15 protein-coding genes are annotated in these 17,990 nt (G+C 42.2%); 5 read left to right on the top strand and 10 right to left on the bottom strand.

Annotated elements, in window-relative coordinates:
- Positions 1-61 precede the first annotated feature (61 nt).
- The 7 genes from P2E05_RS00385 to pilM form a co-directional block, all read right to left on the bottom strand.
- Complete coding sequence (locus tag P2E05_RS00385; RefSeq protein WP_196713941.1) at positions 62-970, bottom strand: SPOR domain-containing protein; 909 nt, start codon at positions 968-970, stop codon at positions 62-64.
- A gap of 327 nt (positions 971-1,297) precedes the next feature.
- Positions 1,298-2,386 carry a 3-dehydroquinate synthase gene (gene aroB / locus P2E05_RS00390; RefSeq protein ID WP_272657782.1) on the bottom strand — a complete coding sequence of 363 codons (1,089 nt, stop codon included), beginning with the start codon at positions 2,384-2,386 and terminating at the stop codon, positions 1,298-1,300.
- Between the two features lie 34 nt (positions 2,387-2,420).
- Positions 2,421-2,942 (bottom strand): shikimate kinase AroK, encoded by a 522-nt coding sequence (gene aroK, locus P2E05_RS00395; protein WP_154621847.1) that lies wholly within the window; start codon positions 2,940-2,942, stop codon positions 2,421-2,423.
- A gap of 503 nt (positions 2,943-3,445) precedes the next feature.
- Positions 3,446-4,486, bottom strand: coding sequence for a secretin N-terminal domain-containing protein (locus P2E05_RS00400; RefSeq protein WP_272657784.1), 1,041 nt, complete (start codon positions 4,484-4,486; stop codon positions 3,446-3,448).
- A complete protein-coding gene (locus tag P2E05_RS00405) occupies positions 4,479-5,027 on the bottom strand; it encodes a hypothetical protein (RefSeq protein WP_154621845.1) in 549 nt (182 codons plus the stop codon). Before P2E05_RS00405 ends, P2E05_RS00400 begins: the two co-directional genes overlap by 8 nt.
- Complete coding sequence (locus P2E05_RS00410) at positions 5,020-5,559, bottom strand: PilN domain-containing protein (RefSeq protein WP_251464834.1); 540 nt, start codon at positions 5,557-5,559, stop codon at positions 5,020-5,022. The genes P2E05_RS00405 and P2E05_RS00410 overlap by 8 nt, the downstream gene beginning before the upstream one ends.
- On the bottom strand, positions 5,546-6,388 hold the full coding sequence (gene pilM / locus P2E05_RS00415) for a pilus assembly protein PilM (RefSeq protein WP_196713939.1): 843 nt from the start codon (positions 6,386-6,388) through the stop codon (positions 5,546-5,548). Before pilM ends, P2E05_RS00410 begins: the two co-directional genes overlap by 14 nt.
- Before the next feature lie 116 nt (positions 6,389-6,504).
- Between pilM and mrcA the strand changes: the two genes are divergently transcribed.
- Complete coding sequence (mrcA, locus tag P2E05_RS00420) at positions 6,505-9,036, top strand: peptidoglycan glycosyltransferase/peptidoglycan DD-transpeptidase MrcA (RefSeq protein WP_163860473.1); 2,532 nt, start codon at positions 6,505-6,507, stop codon at positions 9,034-9,036.
- A gap of 119 nt (positions 9,037-9,155) precedes the next feature.
- Here the strand turns inward: mrcA and nudE are convergent, their stop codons facing one another.
- Positions 9,156-9,707: an ADP compounds hydrolase NudE gene (gene nudE, locus P2E05_RS00425; protein WP_154621841.1), complete on the bottom strand. Its 552-nt coding sequence runs from the start codon at positions 9,705-9,707 to the stop codon at positions 9,156-9,158.
- Between the two features lie 430 nt (positions 9,708-10,137).
- Between nudE and P2E05_RS00430 the strand changes: the two genes are divergently transcribed.
- The 4 genes from P2E05_RS00430 to pckA all read left to right on the top strand — a co-directional run bounded on the left by P2E05_RS00430 (position 10,138) and on the right by pckA (position 15,502).
- The gene (locus P2E05_RS00430; RefSeq protein ID WP_196713938.1) at positions 10,138-12,231 is read left to right on the top strand and encodes an IgaA/UmoB family intracellular growth attenuator; all 2,094 of its coding nucleotides are present in this window, start codon (positions 10,138-10,140) and stop codon (positions 12,229-12,231) included.
- 51 nt (positions 12,232-12,282) lie between these two features.
- Positions 12,283-12,693, top strand: a complete 411-nt coding sequence (gene hslR / locus P2E05_RS00435) for a ribosome-associated heat shock protein Hsp15 (protein ID WP_163860475.1) — start codon at positions 12,283-12,285, stop codon at positions 12,691-12,693.
- A gap of 112 nt (positions 12,694-12,805) precedes the next feature.
- Positions 12,806-13,678 carry an Hsp33 family molecular chaperone HslO gene (hslO, locus tag P2E05_RS00440; protein ID WP_154622046.1) on the top strand — a complete coding sequence of 291 codons (873 nt, stop codon included), beginning with the start codon at positions 12,806-12,808 and terminating at the stop codon, positions 13,676-13,678.
- Between the two features lie 204 nt (positions 13,679-13,882).
- A complete protein-coding gene (pckA, locus tag P2E05_RS00445) occupies positions 13,883-15,502 on the top strand; it encodes a phosphoenolpyruvate carboxykinase (ATP) (RefSeq protein WP_154622045.1) in 1,620 nt (539 codons plus the stop codon).
- Positions 15,503-15,562: 60 nt separating this feature from the next.
- Here pckA and P2E05_RS00450 read toward each other — a convergent pair whose 3' ends face one another.
- Positions 15,563-16,261 carry a pirin family protein gene (locus tag P2E05_RS00450; protein ID WP_154622044.1) on the bottom strand — a complete coding sequence of 233 codons (699 nt, stop codon included), beginning with the start codon at positions 16,259-16,261 and terminating at the stop codon, positions 15,563-15,565.
- A gap of 512 nt (positions 16,262-16,773) precedes the next feature.
- Entirely contained in the window at positions 16,774-17,973 is a 1,200-nt protein-coding gene (locus P2E05_RS00455; RefSeq protein WP_163860477.1) for an NAD(P)/FAD-dependent oxidoreductase, read from the bottom strand.
- Positions 17,974-17,990 lie beyond the last annotated feature (17 nt).

The raw sequence follows: 17,990 nt of genomic DNA on the forward strand, positions 1-17,990 counted from the left end.
CGTTTAGAGTCGTATTAGGAACTCTGTCAGGACAGCATAATGCGCCCGCGATAAAACGTTGTTATTTTTGATCCTGTTGAACTTGCTTCATATTTCTAACCCATGGTTTTTTCGCTTGAACTTCTGCTGGTAAAGTCGCAATAGCGCTTTTAGCTTCATTAACAGAACGATAGTTTCCGTGGATCAGAACATACCAAGTTTGCCCATTACGGATTGTTTTATAAACTTTATAGTTATTGAGTTTATGTTGTTTAGCGAAAGCTTCTAATGTATCTGAGCGGCTTGCACTGCTTAACTGTAATGTATAGTTACCTGCTGGAGCAGACATTAAATTACCACTTTGAGCGTTATTTGCTGTTGTGGTTTTTGCTGGCTGCTTAGTCTGAACAGGTTGTTTGGTTTCTACAGGTTTTGTCTGTGGTTTCTCAGGTTTCACCGGCGTAGTTTGTGGTTTTGATGCAGGTGGCGTCTGAACCACTGGTGGTGGTGCGATATTCTGTGCAGGTGTATTTTGGGCGCCTTGATTAAGTGTTTGTCCTTGATTCAAAGCATCGGCAACATCACCTGGGATCTCAATTCGTTCACCATAACCATTTTGTGGTTGCTGCTGAGTACCCTGTGTTGGGGTTGGGTTCACAGAGGGGACATTAATTTCTTGTGTTTGTCCTTGTTGACCCTGATTAGCACTGAGCGACGAGGAACCTGATAAATCGATGTTACGCTCATTCGATGAGGACGTCGTCGCTTGCTGTCTTTCATGCTCCGTTGGCGCCTTTAAGGCTGAGCTAATGGCGATAATCAGTAATAACAAAACTAAAACACCAACACCGATCATGATATGCTGACGTGATAGTGTTAATTTGGGTTTTGCTGCTGGTGATGGGCGGCTACGACCAGTTGGACGGTCGGATGCATCAGGCCGCAGATCATTCTGTGCTTGAGGCTGATTATCTGGTTTAAATTCGTCCATTTTGCCCTCCCGAATAAAAATTGCCTTGTGATCGAGATAAAATTTCTCTTTTCATTACGGCCTCTTAACGAGTAAATAGTGTATACCCGCAATGTTGCAAAGGATAGTTTTATACTTGCCATATCGTTTGCATACGATAAATACGACATGGACATGACATGTCTAAAAGTCTAAGTGTTTAAGTGAATGTTGTAACCTGAAACTTTAGACATAGCGTATAATTTAACGACTTTAAGACATATCTGCCAGAAACATTTTAAAACCTCAGGTTATCTGGCTGGTTTTAAAATGCTTCTGGTTGATAATTGCTCAAAGGCGATTCAGGTTTTAGGGTAAACAGGAAGATATTGCATCTTGAACGACTTGTGTTTCAACATCTGAACGCATTTCTGCATGTCCGATGGTGGTTGGTAAGATCAAATGCAATTTTCCGCCCATGACTTTTTTATCTCTTAGCATGTGAGGTAAATAGTCATCGGGTTGCATTTGCTCTGGGCCGGTAACGGGTAATTGTGCACGTTCTAACAGCGTAATGATGCGCTGTGTTTGTTGCGCTGTGAATGTTCCTATGCGTTCTGCTGTTTTCGCTGCCATGACCATACCCGCAGCAACGGCTTCACCATGCAGCCAGACACCATAGCCCATATGTGCTTCAATGGCGTGGCCAAAAGTATGACCGAGGTTAAGTAATGCTCTTAACCCGCTGGTTTCTTTTTCATCAGCAGCGACCACTTGCGCTTTTAATTCACAACAACGACGAATGCAGTAAGCCATTGTTTGGTTATCTAATGCCATCAAGGCATCGATATTTTCTTCTAACCAGCTAAAAAACTCACCATCAAGAATGATGCCATATTTGATGACCTCGGCGAGACCAGAGGCAAGCTCTCTCTTTGGTAGCGTTTTTAAACAATCAAGGTCAATGATGACAGAGGCGGGTTGATAAAATGCCCCGATCATATTTTTACCTAATGGATGGTTAACCGCAGTCTTACCACCAACGGAAGAGTCAACTTGTGACAGTAACGTCGTGGGGACTTGAATAAAGCGTACACCACGCTGATAGCTTGCCGCAGCGAAACCTGTTAGGTCACCGATAACTCCCCCACCAAGAGCAATGAGGGTGGTATCGCGATTATGGTGTTTTTCAAGTAATGCAGTGAATACATCGTTCATAATGAACAACGATTTGTATTGTTCACCATCAGGTAGAACGATGGAATCGACTGTTACTCCTATTGCTTTAAGGGCTTGCGTGACTTTATCGAGATAGATGGGCGCAAGTGTTTCGTTGGTCACGACCATGGCTCGTTGACCTGCTTTAAGAGGCCAAAAAGCATCTGGTTGGTTGTAAAGACCAGGGGCAATAGTGATTGGATAACTACGTTCATCCAACGTAACAGTGATTTTTTCCATCTTGCTTTACCTTGTAGCCATTACGGGTGTTAAGTTAGTTTTTTTCTAACAGCTCGATGATTTGGCTCGCCACAACTTTGGCACTTTGCTCATCAGTATGAATAGTGATATCAGCGATCTCTTCATACATTGGGTTGCGTTCAGATGCCAGTTTTTCGAGAACCTCACGTGCAGGTTCGTCTACCTGTAATAGTGGACGTTTTTTATCACGTTGAGTTCGAGACAACTGCTTCTCGATAGTGGTTTCGAGATACACAACAACACCACGAGCGGATAGGCGATTGCGAGTTTCTTTCGATTTTACTGAACCGCCACCTGTTGCGAGCACGATGCCTTGTTTTTCGGTAAGCTCATTGATGATTTTTTCTTCGCGATCGCGGAAGCCTTCCTCGCCTTCTAGGTCAAAGACCCAGCTTACATCTGCGCCTGTACGTTTTTCAATCTCGTGATCAGAGTCAAAAAACTCCATATTAAGCTGTTGAGCCAATTGACGACCAATAGTACTTTTGCCGGCACCCATCGGTCCAACCAGAAAGATATTGCGTTTCTCTGCCATGTTTTTTGGTATTACTACGATTATTCGTTAATGATAACCCGCCCCGCCAATCGAATTAGCGACGGGACCTAAACTGAAACCTCATGAATGATAAGTGAGATCAGATAAGAAAATTATCTCAATACATCAACCTGAATTGCAACTATATAAATGTGGCACTGAGCGAACAAAGTGCCACACTTGTGTTACTGGTTTCTTTTGCTACGCCGTTTATTTTGCCTAACGTATTGTTCAAAATGAGTTTTAACAGCATTACCGCCGCATAAAAGAAACAGCGGACCTGTTAATTTATAGAGCAAATTGATTGCGGCTATTTTATCAGCGGCTGATAGCTTGTTCTTTAATCTACGGATAGTTAGAACACTCAATGGATAACCTTGTATGCTAAAACGGCGTCAGCGTCAAATTTATCCGGCAGGTTTATGGCATAAAAAATAATTTTCTCGACTGACATTTCCTTTATATTTGTTCAACTACTTGAAGTATCAATGTTATTTTTTTATCTAGATACTGATAAGCTTTGGCGTGATAAAAACCACAAGAATTCTACGGTCAATATGTTTACCCGTACTAGTAAATAATTTTCCTAGAAGAGGGATGTCTGATAAAAAAGGGAAACCTGTTTCTGTTTTCTCTTGCTTCTGTTGGAAAATCCCACCAAGTATGAGTGTTTCATTATTGCGGATCGTGACGGATGTAGCGATTTCTTGTTTGTTGATCGCTAAATAGTTGCTTTCACTTGTTGTAAGGGCGGTATCCGGCGAGTTATGGCTAATTTTCAGTAATAATTCAACCTGATCACCGCGTGAAAGGGTGGGGGTGACCTCCATTCCCAAAACGGCATCTTTGAATTGTACGTTAGTTGTCTTTTCAGTACTGGTCACATAGGGGATCTCTGTGCCTTGCTGAATACTCGCTGGATGCTTATGTGATGCCATCAAACGAGGACTCGCAATAATAGAAAGTAAATTTTCTTTTTCCAATGCGTTCAGCTTTAGCTCTAACAAACCTTCACCCAGTCGCAGTAGGTTAAATTTGAATTGTCCCTGAGTTGAATCATATCGGTTATAACGTTGATAGCGTTTATTATTAGGGCTTCCTGACAGCATTCCCCACTCTAAACCGAGTTCTTGCAGAGCTGTTCGGCTACTGCTGATGATATGTGCCGTGATTTGAACTTGTTGCTTAGGGACATCTAATTGCTTTAGCCAGTCTTCAATCAATTTTAGGCGTATTGCCGTGTCTTTGATCACTAAGCTATTGGTAATAGAATGGCTGGTTGCGAAGCCTTCATTTGATAATAAAGCGGTGTGCGTCTGCTGTAACTGTTGCAGGGCTGTATCTGCACTGACCGAGTTTAATGTAAAAAGTTTTTCGACAAGTGGCGCCGCAATTTTTTGCGGTGTACTTTTTGCTGAGATTAATACCGTTTCATTGCCATTCGCTTCTTTTAAGAGAGGGATAAAGGGGTCGCGCATCTCTTGTGCTGTAACCTTCAATGAAATCAAAAGAATGGTGACCACAAAAAGCAATTTATTATTCATTAATAATATCATCCTTGATAAATGTAATAGTTAATATTGCGGTTAATTGCCCGTTTTTAGACTGAAAGTTTACCTCAGAAACTCCCCCTGTTTGGTGGGATAACGTTGATATAAGATTATCAATAAAATGATAGATTTCAGGGTAATTACCTTGAACTTCAATGAAATAGCGTTGTTCATTATTCTCCCTATTTGTTGATGGGTGTAAGCGTTTAAGTGCGACATTGGTGTGAGTGACAATTTGCTGCAAATAGGTGATAAATTGCGCTGAATCTTGCTTCGCTAATGCAAATTTCTGTTCTAGTTCGATAAGTTGTTGGTCAAGTTGTTGTAGCGATGGAAGCTGTCGCCGTATTTTTTCCTTTTGTTGTGACTGAACGGCAAGGTGCTGAGTTTCATTTTTCAGTTCGGTCAGTTGATATTCGATTTCTTGCCAATAAAACTGAAAATAGGCCAGCAAGATTAGGCTCATTACCGCCCAAAAAGGGATGGATTGTTGCCAAAACGGGCGATACCAAAACGCTGAAGTGCTCTCATTCATCTGTACCTTCCAAATAGTTCGCGCTCAAATGTAGGTAATTAATTTTTTCTGACCTCTCCATTTTTATGAGCTGTATTTTTTGTAGTAATGGGCTGTTTTCTAATCGCGTGATTAACTGGTGAATATCATGAGGATCATAACTCCTTGCCGCTATCTCGAAATGTTTGTCTGTGAGTGAAAAATGCGCTAACCAGCTTTTGGGTGGCGTGAGTTCTGGCAGTTTATGCAAGATACTTAGCCTTAATGAGTTACGTTGTGCTTGTCGAGCTAAGCTCTCTTGATAGCGTTGCCACTTGGTGAGCTGTATGTGTTTTTCTGTAACCAGTTGAATATGTTGCTGATTGTGTGTGACCTGCTGGGTAAGTTGTGTCTTAGTGATTTGTCGTTGTCGCAGTTCCAACTGCTGTTGCGCTGAAAAATAAATCATGCACACGATGACGAAAAAACTTTGAAAGAGGCATAACACTACACAATAGCGTTTTTTAGCTGCCATTTTTTGTTGTCGCCAAGGTAAAAAATTAACTTGATACATGTTCATTATCCTTATGGCGTAGTGCTAACCCTGCTGCGATAACAAACTCCCCCAGCTGGTGAGGGATTTTAGCGGTATGATGATGGAAAGCCTGTAATAAGTTCCATGATTGTATTGTCTGAGCTTGGTGGTGATCACCGATATAATAGAAAGGAAGCTTCAGCGCGGTATTTTCTTCTTGGAGTTGAGAAATCATTTGTGAGAGTGTTGAACGCTCATTCTCTTGAATTTGGTTATAACTCGCGGGTTGACTGACAGGGCCTGACCATAGCCACTCCCCTTGCCGATAATGTAATAGCCAGCTTTCATCCGGTATCCCAGCATGTCGCGCAATATAACGTAAAACACAAGGCGCAACATCGATAGCGGCCAGTAAGAAACCACTTTCATGCAACAAGTTTTGCCAAAAAATGATTTCAGACTTACGAACACCATTTAAATAAGCACAGTTGTTAATCACTCGATAGTCGATAACTAACTCTTCTGAATTAAGCGGAAAAAGTTTTTCAGCACGGGTTTGTAGATACCAACCTAACTCAGGTTGCTTTAATGTGACTTGCTCAGGTAGGGGAACTTGCTGTTTGAGTGTCCGTAAGGAGGAAAAAGCGATTGAGACATGACAATTTTTAGGTAATTTCCGACGCCATTGTATTAAAATTTCTTGTAGGATATCACGTTTGTCATTTTCAGATTGGCCGCTGATTTCGTTCGGGATATTTTGTTGCCAACATTCACATAAGTACCAGCGTTTGCGGGTTTGCTTTGCGGCAACAAGCCGGATCGTTGTTTGAAAAAGGTCGATGCCGATGTTCCATTTTTGTGAATACATAGATAATTTCCTTATCATCAACAAATAAATTACGATTTCTATTGAGCTGTATAAGCTTTATACTACGCGCCAGCTATATCTAAACCCTCCTGTCTGTTGAGTATGGGAATTATCCGGTGAAGTTCGTAAAATATTTTTTTATTATTGTTATTTGTTGCATTTTTTTGGGAACCGCTTCGATTTTTGGCATGTACAAATATGTCGAAGATGAGTTACCTGACGTCGCAACAATGAAAGACATCCGCTTACAAACGCCGATGCAAGTCTTCAGTGCTGATGGTGAATTAATTGCACAATATGGTGAGAAGCGCCGTATTCCGTTGCCATTAGCTGATATTCCTCCCCTCATGGTCAATGCCTTTATTGCAACGGAAGATAGCCGTTTTTATGAACACCATGGTATCGACCCTGTTGGTATTTTCCGAGCGGTTACGGTGATGGCATCATCGGGTCATGCTTCTCAAGGGGCGAGTACCATCACTCAGCAATTAGCTAGAAATTTTTACTTAAGCCCAGAAAAAACGTTGATGCGTAAGGTAAAAGAAGCGTTTCTGGCCGTAAGAATCGAGCAGTTATTTACCAAGGATGAGATCATGGAGCTGTATCTCAATAAAATTTACCTTGGTAACCGTGCTTATGGCGTGGGCGCAGCAGCCTATGTGTATTTTGGTAAAACAGTCAATGAGTTGACGCTGAGTGAAATCGCGATGATTGCGGGTTTACCAAAGGCGCCTTCAACTTCAAATCCTTTATTCTCTTATGAAAAAGCGATCAGCCGTCGTAACGTCGTTCTGGGGCGTATGTTAGAAGAGAAATACATCACCCAAGCAGAATATGAACAGGCAAAAAGTGAGCCAATTGAGGCATCTTATCACGCACCCAAAATCGATTTCTCAGCGCCTTACCTCGCTGAAATGGCGCGTCAGACATTGTATGAGCAACATGGTGAAGATGCGTATACTGACGGTTACAAGGTCTACACAACGGTTATACGTAAAGACCAACTCGCAGCCACTGATGCGGTACGAAATAATTTAATTGATTATGATGTTCGTCATGGTTATCGCGGGCCCGCTGAAGTGTTGTGGACAGCAGGAGAGCCAGCTTGGTCGACAGAACAAATCATCGAAAAACTTAAAAAATCCCCTGTTTATGGCCCACTATTACCGGCTGTTGTGCTTTCCTCTACGGCCAGTGAAGCCACGGTACAATTGGCGGACGGGTCAACAGAAACCATCACGCTGGCAGGAGTGCGTTGGGCTCGTAAGTTTATTTCAGATACTCAGCAAGGCGGAACACCCAGCAAAGTTAACTCTGTGATCAACGCGGGTGAGCAAATTTGGATCCGTAAGGTGAAGGATATTTGGTGGTTGGGGCAAGTTCCTGAGGTAAATGGGGCTTTTGTTGCGCTAAATCCAAATAACGGTGCCATCATTGCATTGGTGGGAGGCTTTGACTTTAACATGAGTGAATTTAACCGTGTTACTCAGTCATTGCGCCAAGTTGGTTCAAATATAAAGCCTTTCTTATATACAGCTGCAATGGATAAAGGTTTAACGCTGGCCTCACTGTTAAATGATGTGCCTATCAGCCGTTGGGATGCAGGGGCAGGGTCAGACTGGCGACCTAAAAATTCACCGCCGCGTTATGCAGGCCCTATTCGCTTAAGACAAGGGTTAGGTGAGTCGAAGAACGTAGTGATGGTGCGCGCCATGAGAGCCATGGGCGTTGACTATGCGGCCGATTATCTGACACGCTTTGGCTTCCCTGCCGAGAATATCAATCGAACTGAAGCCTTAGCGCTAGGTGCACCTTCATTTACGCCAATGCAGATGGTGCGAGGCTATGCGGTGATGGTGAATGGTGGCTATCTGATTGATCCTTACTATATTCAAAAAATTGAGAATGCAGAGGGTGAGGTACTTTTTGAAGCGAAACCAAGAATAGCCTGCCCTGATTGTACGGATATTCCAGTTGTGTATGGCAATACTGAGCGGACGATAGCACTTAAAGGTATTGATGATGAGTCTACTGAAGAAGTCACTCAATCGGATGATAAACTTGCGGCACAAGAGCCAACAATGGATGTACCAGCAGCGAGCCCTGAAGAGGCCACGACTGAAAATCAGTATGCACCTCATGTGATTAGTACGCCGTTAGCTTTCTTAATTAGGGATGCGATGATGACCAACATTTACGGGGAACCCGGTTGGTTAGGTACGGGTTGGCGCGCAGCAAGAGATTTAGGTGGGCGTCGTGATATTGGTGGCAAAACAGGAACGACAAACAGCTCGAAAGATGCGTGGTTCTCTGGTTATGGCCCCGATGTTGTTGCGTCAGCTTGGATTGGTTTTGACGATAACAAACGTACTTTAGGCCGTACTGCTATCAGTGGCGGTGAGGCTGGTGCGAAGAGCGCTCAGCCAATATGGGATGATTTCATGAAATCTATCTTAGAAGGCGTTCCTGTTACGATGATGAAACCACCGAAAGGGATTATTGCGGTGTCTATCGATAGCCGCACAGGTAAGCTAGGTAGTTCACGTAAAGAGTACTTTATTGAGGGAACTGAGCCGAAAGAGCATGCCATTCAGGAAGTCGGTACCACCATTATTGAAGAGAGTGGTGAAAGCCAAGAGTTGTTCTAATGTGCTGCTTCACCTTGTAATCGGTGAAGAGGTGGTTATAAAATGATCGTTAAATAGGAAAATCGTTATATTGATTTTCCTATTTATTTTTAAGCGATTATTTAAAGTTCGATGTGACGCTAGCTACGATTTTTTAAGAAGCGTTCAAGGTAAAATAGTGCGCTGATATTACGGGCTTCATTGAAGTCCGGATGCTCAAGCAGCTCCATCATGCGGGCAATTGGCCATCTAACTTGTTGTAAAGGTTCTGGTTCATCACCTTCCAGCTTTTCGTTATACAGGTCACTCGCGATAAGTATATTCATCTTACTCGAAAAGTAAGATGGCGACATGGTGAGCTTGGCAACTTGTGTGATCTGGTTTGCACCGAAACCAATTTCTTCTTTTAGCTCGCGTTGTGCAGCTTCAATTGGTGTTTCGCCCGGATCGATAGCGCCTTTAGGGAACCCTAGCTCGTAATCTTCAATACCGACGGCATACTCTCGGATTAAGATTAAGCTGTCATTTATGAGAGGAACGATGAGAACAGCTTCACGTTTTCCTGGGCGCATTCTTTCATAGATACGTTTTTCACCGTTGCTAAACTCGAGGTCAACAGATTGGATGCTGAATAATTTGGAATGAGCAACATCCTGAATATTCAAAATTTTTGGCTTTTTAAGCTCTGTCATAATGGTTCTCGAATAGGGTGAATGAATAAAAAAATAGGCGATTGATGAAACATCGCTTTTACACGGTTATTAACTATGGCTTATATCAAAAAAAATTAATAGAGATTATCGGGTTGATAAAATGCTGTTAGTATAGCCAACACGCTTCAAGTTATAGGACTGGTGTGGTAAATAGAGTACAGTGCTCAAAGGTTCAAGTCACCTAAGTTCCTATATCAAATAGTGTGAGTTGGGCGTGTGCCAACATACAGATTGAATTATTTTATGTATATATCAGCGTATAAAAATAGCACAGATTAATAAATAAAAATTTTTAATTACAACATATTGTAAATTAACATAAAAATTAAAAAGAGAATAGGAATTGGCTTATATAGCGGCAGCGTAGTGATTGCTATGCTTTTCTTGATATTATTTCATTGGGGAAAAAATGCTTAATTACGTCATTATAACGGCTATTGTAATAATTAGCCTAACTATAATGGCTTCCTTTCTGTATTTCAGGCGGGGGCGGAATTCTGGCGTCTATCAGATCCCTTCTCAGGCTGAACCCTCTTTTCGCAAGATGATCGACTCTGATTATCAGATTATCTCACAGTACTTACGCACCAATCTTTTTTCTCCCCAAGGCTCTGAGCAAAATCCGTGGCAATTGAAGAAAAATGCCGTGATTGCCACCGTCTGTAATTCGGTAACTCGCTTTAATTTACGGCAAGAACAGACGAATGGCTGGCGTTATTTTATTGATACCATTGAGGTTAAACTTCCCGAGCAGCTTGAGCCTTATTTACAGCAAAAAAATGTCATGGAGTTAGTGGAAACTAACCATTTGCCATTAATTATTTCGCTAAATGGCTTTTCGCTAAAAGATTTTAATTATGAATGGTCTTCAGAAGAAGCGACTGAAGTCACGACGCCAGAGGCGGCTATTCATGAAAGAGGGGAGCCTAATGTCCAGCTATTGCGTGTACGCAAGGAGACACTAGAAGAACATCAGCTAAATCATTCTTCAGGTTGGTTTGGCGCTATTTTGATCTGCCTCAGTTTCTTACTTGGGTATTTAGCGTTAGTGGCAATTCCTGTTGTGCAGTCGTGGGGATTTGTAGGCGCTTTTCTCTGCTTTGTTATTGGGTTGCTGGCGCTATTTCGGTTTCGTGTTTTTCCTAAAAAATTTCAAGATGTTCAATGTGTTTTTGGGCAACCGAAGCGATGGGAACTGTATGGTGAATTAGATAAAAGACAATCATCAACGGTATCTATTGGTGGTACAGATCTTTATTATCCACCCCATTGGGAGCCGTATATCCATCATGAATTGGATAAAGCGACAAATATCGATATGTATGCCTCAGGGCAAGTTCTACGGCATGGACAATACCTGTCATTGCATGAAGAGGAACGCTATTACCCCTATCGTCGATATAAAAAAAATCTACTGGTACTCGCAACGGGGCTATTGGTTCTAATTTTGATGTTTTCCTATCAATCCATGTGTTTACCCGTAAAACTTGGCGTCGCATGGCTTGAAGGCTCGGAGAAAGTGAAAGTCACCAATGTGGCTGAATTGGAAACCCGCAAGTTGAAGATTGGTGATAGTCTTGTCGCGAAAGGGGTTGGAATGTGCTATCGCCCCCCCAATTTATCTGACTCGAATCATGCCCAGTTTGCGCCTTTTGATTGTTCAGGTGTTTATTGGAACAATATGAATTTAGCGCCGGATCCAGAATCAGAAATTGTAGAGCGAGCCATTCGATTGTTAAATACGGTGCAAAGCCAATTGCATCCTGATAAAAACAGTGTTGGCGTTAACCCCCGATTACAACGTGACATTATGAAATCAGGGATGAATATTATTTTTGATTTTTCTGAAATAATATTGAGAACGAATGAATTATGTTACGAAGAGAATGCGTGCTCCAAACTGAAAAACGCCCTCATAAACCTAGGCAGCACAGATGATTGGGGAACGTTAGTGGTCAAAGCGTCCACCGGTAAATTAAGCGGTGCGCATGTTTTATTACGCGCAGGAAGCGCCGAGGCCTTGGAAAACCTTGTTGAAGTCACCACATATGAGTTTATCAAAGGCGAAGTGGAAAAAGAGGCCGCAAAACTTAATAGCCCCCCACCTGGTGGTGTGCTGTTAATTAGCGATGAAAATAAGGCATTAGTCGATTTTATCGTGGGAAGCACGTTTAATGATATGACTCCTCTGCAACGTTGGATGGAACTGAAACGAATAGCAGGCTTGCTTATTAATACGCCATTCGATATTGAAGGTATCATCACCAATTTATCGACCGATGCGAATGGGACATTGCATATCACGCTTCATAGTAAACCTGATGAACAAGTATTGTCTCGGTATGTCAGTAGCTCCTTATTTGCGCTTTTTCTCGCTGCTTGTGTGATACTAAACGGCACTTTAGTGATAATCCGTATCATGAATAACAAAAAGCGCTTACGTAATATTCAACAGTATTATGATAAGTGCTTTGAGGCAGACAATCTCTCCCATCAAAGATAACGTCTAAATGATGGAGGCCTCATTTTAAAGATTGGCATTGAGGATAACATCATGAAACAACCACCAACAGAACAGGTTCGCCTTGATAAATGGTTATGGGCAGCGCGTTTTTATAAAACACGTTCTATCGCTCGCGATATGATTGATGGTGGAAAAGTTCACTATAATGGGCAAAGAACGAAGCCGGGCAAAATAGTCGAACTAAACGCCTTGATCAGGCTAAGGCAAGGGAATGATGAACGAACGATTGAGGTTTTAGAGATAAGTAGCCAGCGCCGAGGAGCACCGGAGGCGCAATTGCTTTATCGTGAAACGCAAGAAAGTCTCGAACAGCGCGAAAAAGTCCAGCAAGCACGAAAGATGAATGCGTTAACGATGCCTCATCCTGAACGACGCCCAGATAAAAAAGAACGTCGTACCTTACTAAAATTTAAACAATCGAACTCCCACGGTTCATCCTAAGGGCGGTTGACGCGGAAGGGTCAATTTTATTCGATTTAAACGTGTTTTAATCAAGAGAGGTTGTCGCTTAGTCCTCTAGGCAAAAACCCCTTATCAGTAATAGAGAGAAATTATGGCTAAACAAGACCTACTCCACCGTTTCCTGTTTGAACAACATGCTGTACGTGGGGAAATGATCAATGTTGACGAGACATTTCAGCAAATCCTGAATAATCATGATTACCCTGATGCCGTTAAAGGATTATTAGGTGAATTGCTTGTTGCAACGAGTCTGCTGACTGCAACCTTAAAGTTTGATGGTGATATTACTGTTCAAATTCAAGGCGATGGCCCTGTGAACTTGGCAGTGATTAATGGCAATAACTTACAACAAATGCGTGGCGTTGCTCGTATCAATGGTCCTGTTGTGGCAGGAAGCACCTTAAAGCAGATGGTTGGTAATGGTTATATGGTCATTACGATCACGCCAAATCAAGGTGAACGTTATCAGGGGATTGTTGCGATTGAAGGTGAAACGCTGGAAGAGTGTATTGATGCTTATTTCATGCAGTCAGAGCAGTTACCTACTCGTTTATTTATCCGCGTAGGTGAGTCAGAGGGTAAGGCCATTGCTGGTGGTATGTTACTGCAAGTTTTACCGGCTGCCGATGAAGATAGCCATGATATTTTCGATCACTTAGTGCAACTCACGGCAACGATTAAAGGTGAAGAGCTGAGCGCACTGGATGTCAAAGAAGTGCTACACCGCCTTTATCATGAAGAAGATGTGACTTTGTATGACCCGCAATCGGTCGAGTTTCGCTGTACTTGCTCACGCGAGCGTTGTGAAAGTACCTTAATGACGTTACCTGAAGAAGATGTTATCGATATATTGCAAAAAGATGGAAAAATTGATATGGAGTGTGAATATTGTGGCTCACACTACGTATTTATTGAATCCGATATTCAAGGGTTAAAAAATGTGCAAAATCAGCAACTTCACTGATACGATTTAGCAACCTAATTATGTGACGAGGGTGCAATTTTGCACCCTTTTTTTATAATTTTAAAGGCTTATTACGTGCTCTAAGTCTCATAATGAATTAAAAAAAATTATACATTTTCAATTCTTTGATAGCTATCGCTGTTAATTAGTCGTAAAGAATTATGATCATCTGTAGATTAGTTATGATTACCAGGAGCAATAATAATGAGCGCTAAAAGTATTACCCCTAAGGAACTCGAACAGTACGGCATTCACGATGTAGCTGACGTTGTTTACAACCCGAGTTATGAGCTGTTGTTCAAGGAAGAAACTAAACCTGGATTAGAAGGCTATGAGCGTGGAACGGTGACCACACTAGGTGCTGTCGCTGTTGATACCGGTATTTTTACAGGTCGTTCTCCAAAGGATAAGTATATTGTACGTGATGATGTGACCCGTGATACCGTTTGGTGGGCAGACCAAGGTAAAGGTAAAAACGATAACAAACCAATGACCCAAGAAGTTTGGAGTCATTTAAAGCATTTGGTCACTGAACAACTGTCAGGTAAGCGCCTGTTTGTTGTTGATGCATTCTGTGGTGCGAACGCAGACACTCGCTTAAAAGTACGTTTTATCACGGAAGTGGCTTGGCAAGCGCATTTCGTAAAAAATATGTTCATTCGTCCAACTGACGCTGAACTGGTTGGTTTTGAACCAGACTTTATTGTGATGAATGGTGCAAAATGCACTAACCCAAATTGGAAAGAACAAGGTCTGAATTCAGAAAACTTTGTTGCTTTCAACTTAACTGAACGTATGCAGCTAATTGGTGGCTCTTGGTACGGCGGTGAAATGAAGAAAGGTATGTTCTCAATGATGAACTACCTGCTTCCACTGAAAGGCATTGCGTCCATGCACTGCTCTGCTAACGTTGGTGAAGAGGGCGATGTGGCGATCTTCTTCGGTCTGTCTGGTACAGGTAAAACGACGCTGTCTACAGATCCAAAACGTAAGTTGATTGGTGATGATGAGCATGGTTGGGATGATGATGGCGTGTTCAACTTTGAAGGGGGTTGCTATGCGAAAACTATCCACCTATCTAAAGAAGCTGAGCCGGACATCTACGGTGCTATCAAGCGTGATGCATTATTAGAAAACGTCACAGTGCTGGCCGATGGCAGTGTTGACTTTGATGATGGTTCAAAAACAGAAAACACCCGTGTTTCTTACCCTATTTACCACATCGAAAATATTGTTAAACCTATCTCTAAAGCGGGTCACGCCACTAAAGTTATCTTCTTAACGGCGGATGCATTTGGGGTATTACCTCCTGTTTCACGTTTGACGCCAGAACAAACTCAGTACCACTTCCTATCTGGCTTCACTGCGAAATTAGCCGGTACTGAACGTGGCGTAACAGAGCCTACACCAACGTTCTCTGCCTGTTTTGGTGCAGCATTCCTGTCCTTGCACCCAACACAATATGCAGAAGTATTAGTTAAACGTATGGAAGCTGCGGGTGCGAAAGCCTACTTAGTGAATACAGGCTGGAATGGTACGGGCAAGCGTATCTCTATTAAAGATACTCGTGCCATCATTGACGCTATCTTAAGCGGTGATATCGAGAAAGCAGATACCATTAAACTGCCTATCTTTGATCTGGAAGTGCCAACAGCATTACCGGGCGTAGATACCAACATTCTTGACCCACGTAATACTTACGCTGACAAAGCACAATGGGATGAGAAAGCGAAAGATTTAGCTGACCGTTTCGTGAAAAACTTCGATAAGTATACAGATACCCCAGCGGGTGAGGCTCTGGTTAAAGCAGGTCCTAAACTGTAATAACGTGTTGAGTTTTAAAAGATAAGGCCCTCAATTGAGGGCCTTTTTGACATTGAAACATTATTCAGCGGCAGGTAAATCGAACAGTAAGATTTCGCTATCTTCACTTGCCTTAATCGTCAGTTGGTTTTCTTGCCAAATGGCTAAACCATCGCTGGTTGTTGCGGTTTGGCCATTCACCTCAACAGTGCCTTTGACCACTTGGATCCAAACAACTCGCTTATCTGCAAGCGTATAGGTGTGTGTCTCGTCTTGGGGTAATGCCCAACGCCATAATGTCATGTCTTGATAGACTTTTAACGAACCTTCTCTTGCATCTGGCGAGAGGACTAATTGCTTGCCATCCGCAGAATCAAAGCGTTTTTGCTCATAACGAGGCTCGATACCCGCCTTTTCAGGTAAAATCCAAATTTGGTACAAGTGAAGACGATTTTTATCATCTGGATTGTACTCTGAATGACGTATGCCTGTACCGGCGCTCATGATTTGAAATTCACCCGCTGGGATCTGCTCCATGTTACCCATGCTGTCTTTATGTTCCACCGTACCTTCAAGAACATAAGTTAAGATCTCCATGTCTTTATGGGGATGAGTGCCAAAACCTTGACCAGCATCGATAAAATCTTCGTTGATGACACGGAGCGCGGAGAAACCCATAAACTGTTCATCATAATAGTTAGCAAACGAAAAGGTATGCCAGCTGTCTAGCCAACCATGATTAGCATGGCCGCGTTCATTCGCTTTACGTACATAGATCATTGTGTCATCTCCTTAAAAGCGCCCCTATTTGTGCTGAGGTGCGCTAAATGTATTGCTGACAGTTTAGCTAACTTGGCAAAAGAGAGAAGTAGACAGGTTTGACCTTAGGATCCAAAAAATTTGAATGAGATGAATAGATAAAAAAATAGCCAGCACTAAGCTGGCTAAACTAAACACTGGAAGCAATGTGAGCAATGTCGTACTGCCAAGACAGTTGCTGTATAAGCTATGTCGAGGAAGTGATTTGATGATAATAGTTATCACTATCGTTTGTAAAGCGTTTTTTTTAATCAAAATCAGATAAATTATAATAAAATCTGCAATTATATGATTTCTATAAAAATTAAAAATATCCATTATTTTTCAATGGATTAAATTTTTTTTGTTAAAACGAGATTTTTGAACGAGACACACTAAGAGTAAGGGTATTATGCGTCTGCAAAGCGTAAATTGCCTTTGTCGAATTATGGGGAAACGCCCTACAATTTATCGTAGGGCGTCTACTATTTCGTTTATTTTGCGTTAAAGGGGAGGCTTTCAGCGCAGGCAGAAGCGGAGCTCCATGCCCATTGGAAATTGTAGCCACCGAGCCAACCTGTAACATCGACCACTTCGCCAATAAAATACAATCCTTTTATTTTGAGGGATTCCATGGTTTTCGATGAGAGTTCCCGTGTATCCACCCCACCTAAAGTCACCTCTGCGGTTCGGTAACCTTCGGTACCATTGGGTTGGACTTGCCATTGATGCAAATTATGATGCAATGCTTCGATTTGTGGATGATTAAGTTGTTTCAGTGCGCAATCAGGGATTTGCCCCTGAGCCTGTAAGACTTCAATTAATCGCTTAGGTAATAGCTTACTGAGCGTTGTTTTGAGTGATTGGTTTGGGTGATTCTGTTTCTCTTCACTCAAATAGTCGATGAGATCGTGCTCAGGAAGTAAGTTAATACTTACATATTCACCTGGGTTCCAATAGCTTGAAATCTGTAAAATAGCAGGACCAGATAGTCCACGATGGGTGAATAGAATATTTTCTTTAAACAGAGTACCGTTAGCGGCGGTCACGGTGGCGGCGACTGACACCCCAGAGAGAACTTGTAAGGCTTCTAATAGCGGCTTATGTAGCGTAAAAGGAACGAGGGCAGCACGAGTCGGTAAAATAGGGTGACCGAATTGCTCTGCGAGTCGATAGCCAAATGGTGTTGCTCCAAGGCCTGGCATCGACAGCCCCCCTGTAGCCACAACAAGTGAGTGTGTACTTACTTCATTTCCGTTTGCAGTAACAATAAAACCATCATCGGTTTTCTCAACATGGGTTACTTCGCTGCGTAATTTTACGGTGATATTGGGTGAACGGCACTCAGCTTCTAACATGTCGACAATATCTTGTGCGCTATTGTCACAAAATAACTGACCGAGTGTTTTTTCGTGATAGGGAATATTGTATTTATTAACTAACGCAATAAAATCCCACTGTGTATAGCGAGCAAGTGCTGACTTACAAAAGTGAGGATTTGCGGATAGGTAATTGCTGTGATCGGCATAAATATTGGTAAAGTTACAACGCCCGCCACCTGACATGAGAATTTTTCTACCGAGTTTCTTTCCGTTATCCAATACAAGTGTATTTAGCCCTCGTTTTCCTGCTAATGATGCACAAAACAGTCCCGCAGCACCTGCACCAAGGATAATGACGTCATAATTTTTCACAATACAAAATTCTCTAT

Source organism: Providencia stuartii, assembly GCF_029277985.1.
GTDB classification, from domain to species: Bacteria; Pseudomonadota; Gammaproteobacteria; order Enterobacterales; family Enterobacteriaceae; genus Providencia; species Providencia zhejiangensis.

What these genes read in the sequence shown, in the direction of transcription:
- P2E05_RS00385 (WP_196713941.1), bottom strand. Translation starts at nt 970, where the DNA reads ATGGACGAATTTAAACCAGATAATCAGCCTCAAGCACAGAATGATCTG.
- aroB (WP_272657782.1), bottom strand. Translation starts at nt 2,386, where the DNA reads ATGGAAAAAATCACTGTTACGTTGGATGAACGTAGTTATCCAATCACT.
- aroK (WP_154621847.1), bottom strand. Translation starts at nt 2,942, where the DNA reads ATGGCAGAGAAACGCAATATCTTTCTGGTTGGACCGATGGGTGCCGGC.
- P2E05_RS00400 (WP_272657784.1), bottom strand. Translation starts at nt 4,486, where the DNA reads ATGAATAATAAATTGCTTTTTGTGGTCACCATTCTTTTGATTTCATTG.
- P2E05_RS00405 (WP_154621845.1), bottom strand. Translation starts at nt 5,027, where the DNA reads ATGAATGAGAGCACTTCAGCGTTTTGGTATCGCCCGTTTTGGCAACAA.
- P2E05_RS00410 (WP_251464834.1), bottom strand. Translation starts at nt 5,559, where the DNA reads ATGTATCAAGTTAATTTTTTACCTTGGCGACAACAAAAAATGGCAGCT.
- pilM (WP_196713939.1), bottom strand. Translation starts at nt 6,388, where the DNA reads ATGTATTCACAAAAATGGAACATCGGCATCGACCTTTTTCAAACAACG.
- nudE (WP_154621841.1), bottom strand. Translation starts at nt 9,707, where the DNA reads ATGACAGAGCTTAAAAAGCCAAAAATTTTGAATATTCAGGATGTTGCT.
- P2E05_RS00430 (WP_196713938.1), top strand. Translation starts at nt 10,138, where the DNA reads ATGCTTAATTACGTCATTATAACGGCTATTGTAATAATTAGCCTAACT.
- hslR (WP_163860475.1), top strand. Translation starts at nt 12,283, where the DNA reads ATGAAACAACCACCAACAGAACAGGTTCGCCTTGATAAATGGTTATGG.
- hslO (WP_154622046.1), top strand. Translation starts at nt 12,806, where the DNA reads ATGGCTAAACAAGACCTACTCCACCGTTTCCTGTTTGAACAACATGCT.
- pckA (WP_154622045.1), top strand. Translation starts at nt 13,883, where the DNA reads ATGAGCGCTAAAAGTATTACCCCTAAGGAACTCGAACAGTACGGCATT.
- P2E05_RS00450 (WP_154622044.1), bottom strand. Translation starts at nt 16,261, where the DNA reads ATGATCTATGTACGTAAAGCGAATGAACGCGGCCATGCTAATCATGGT.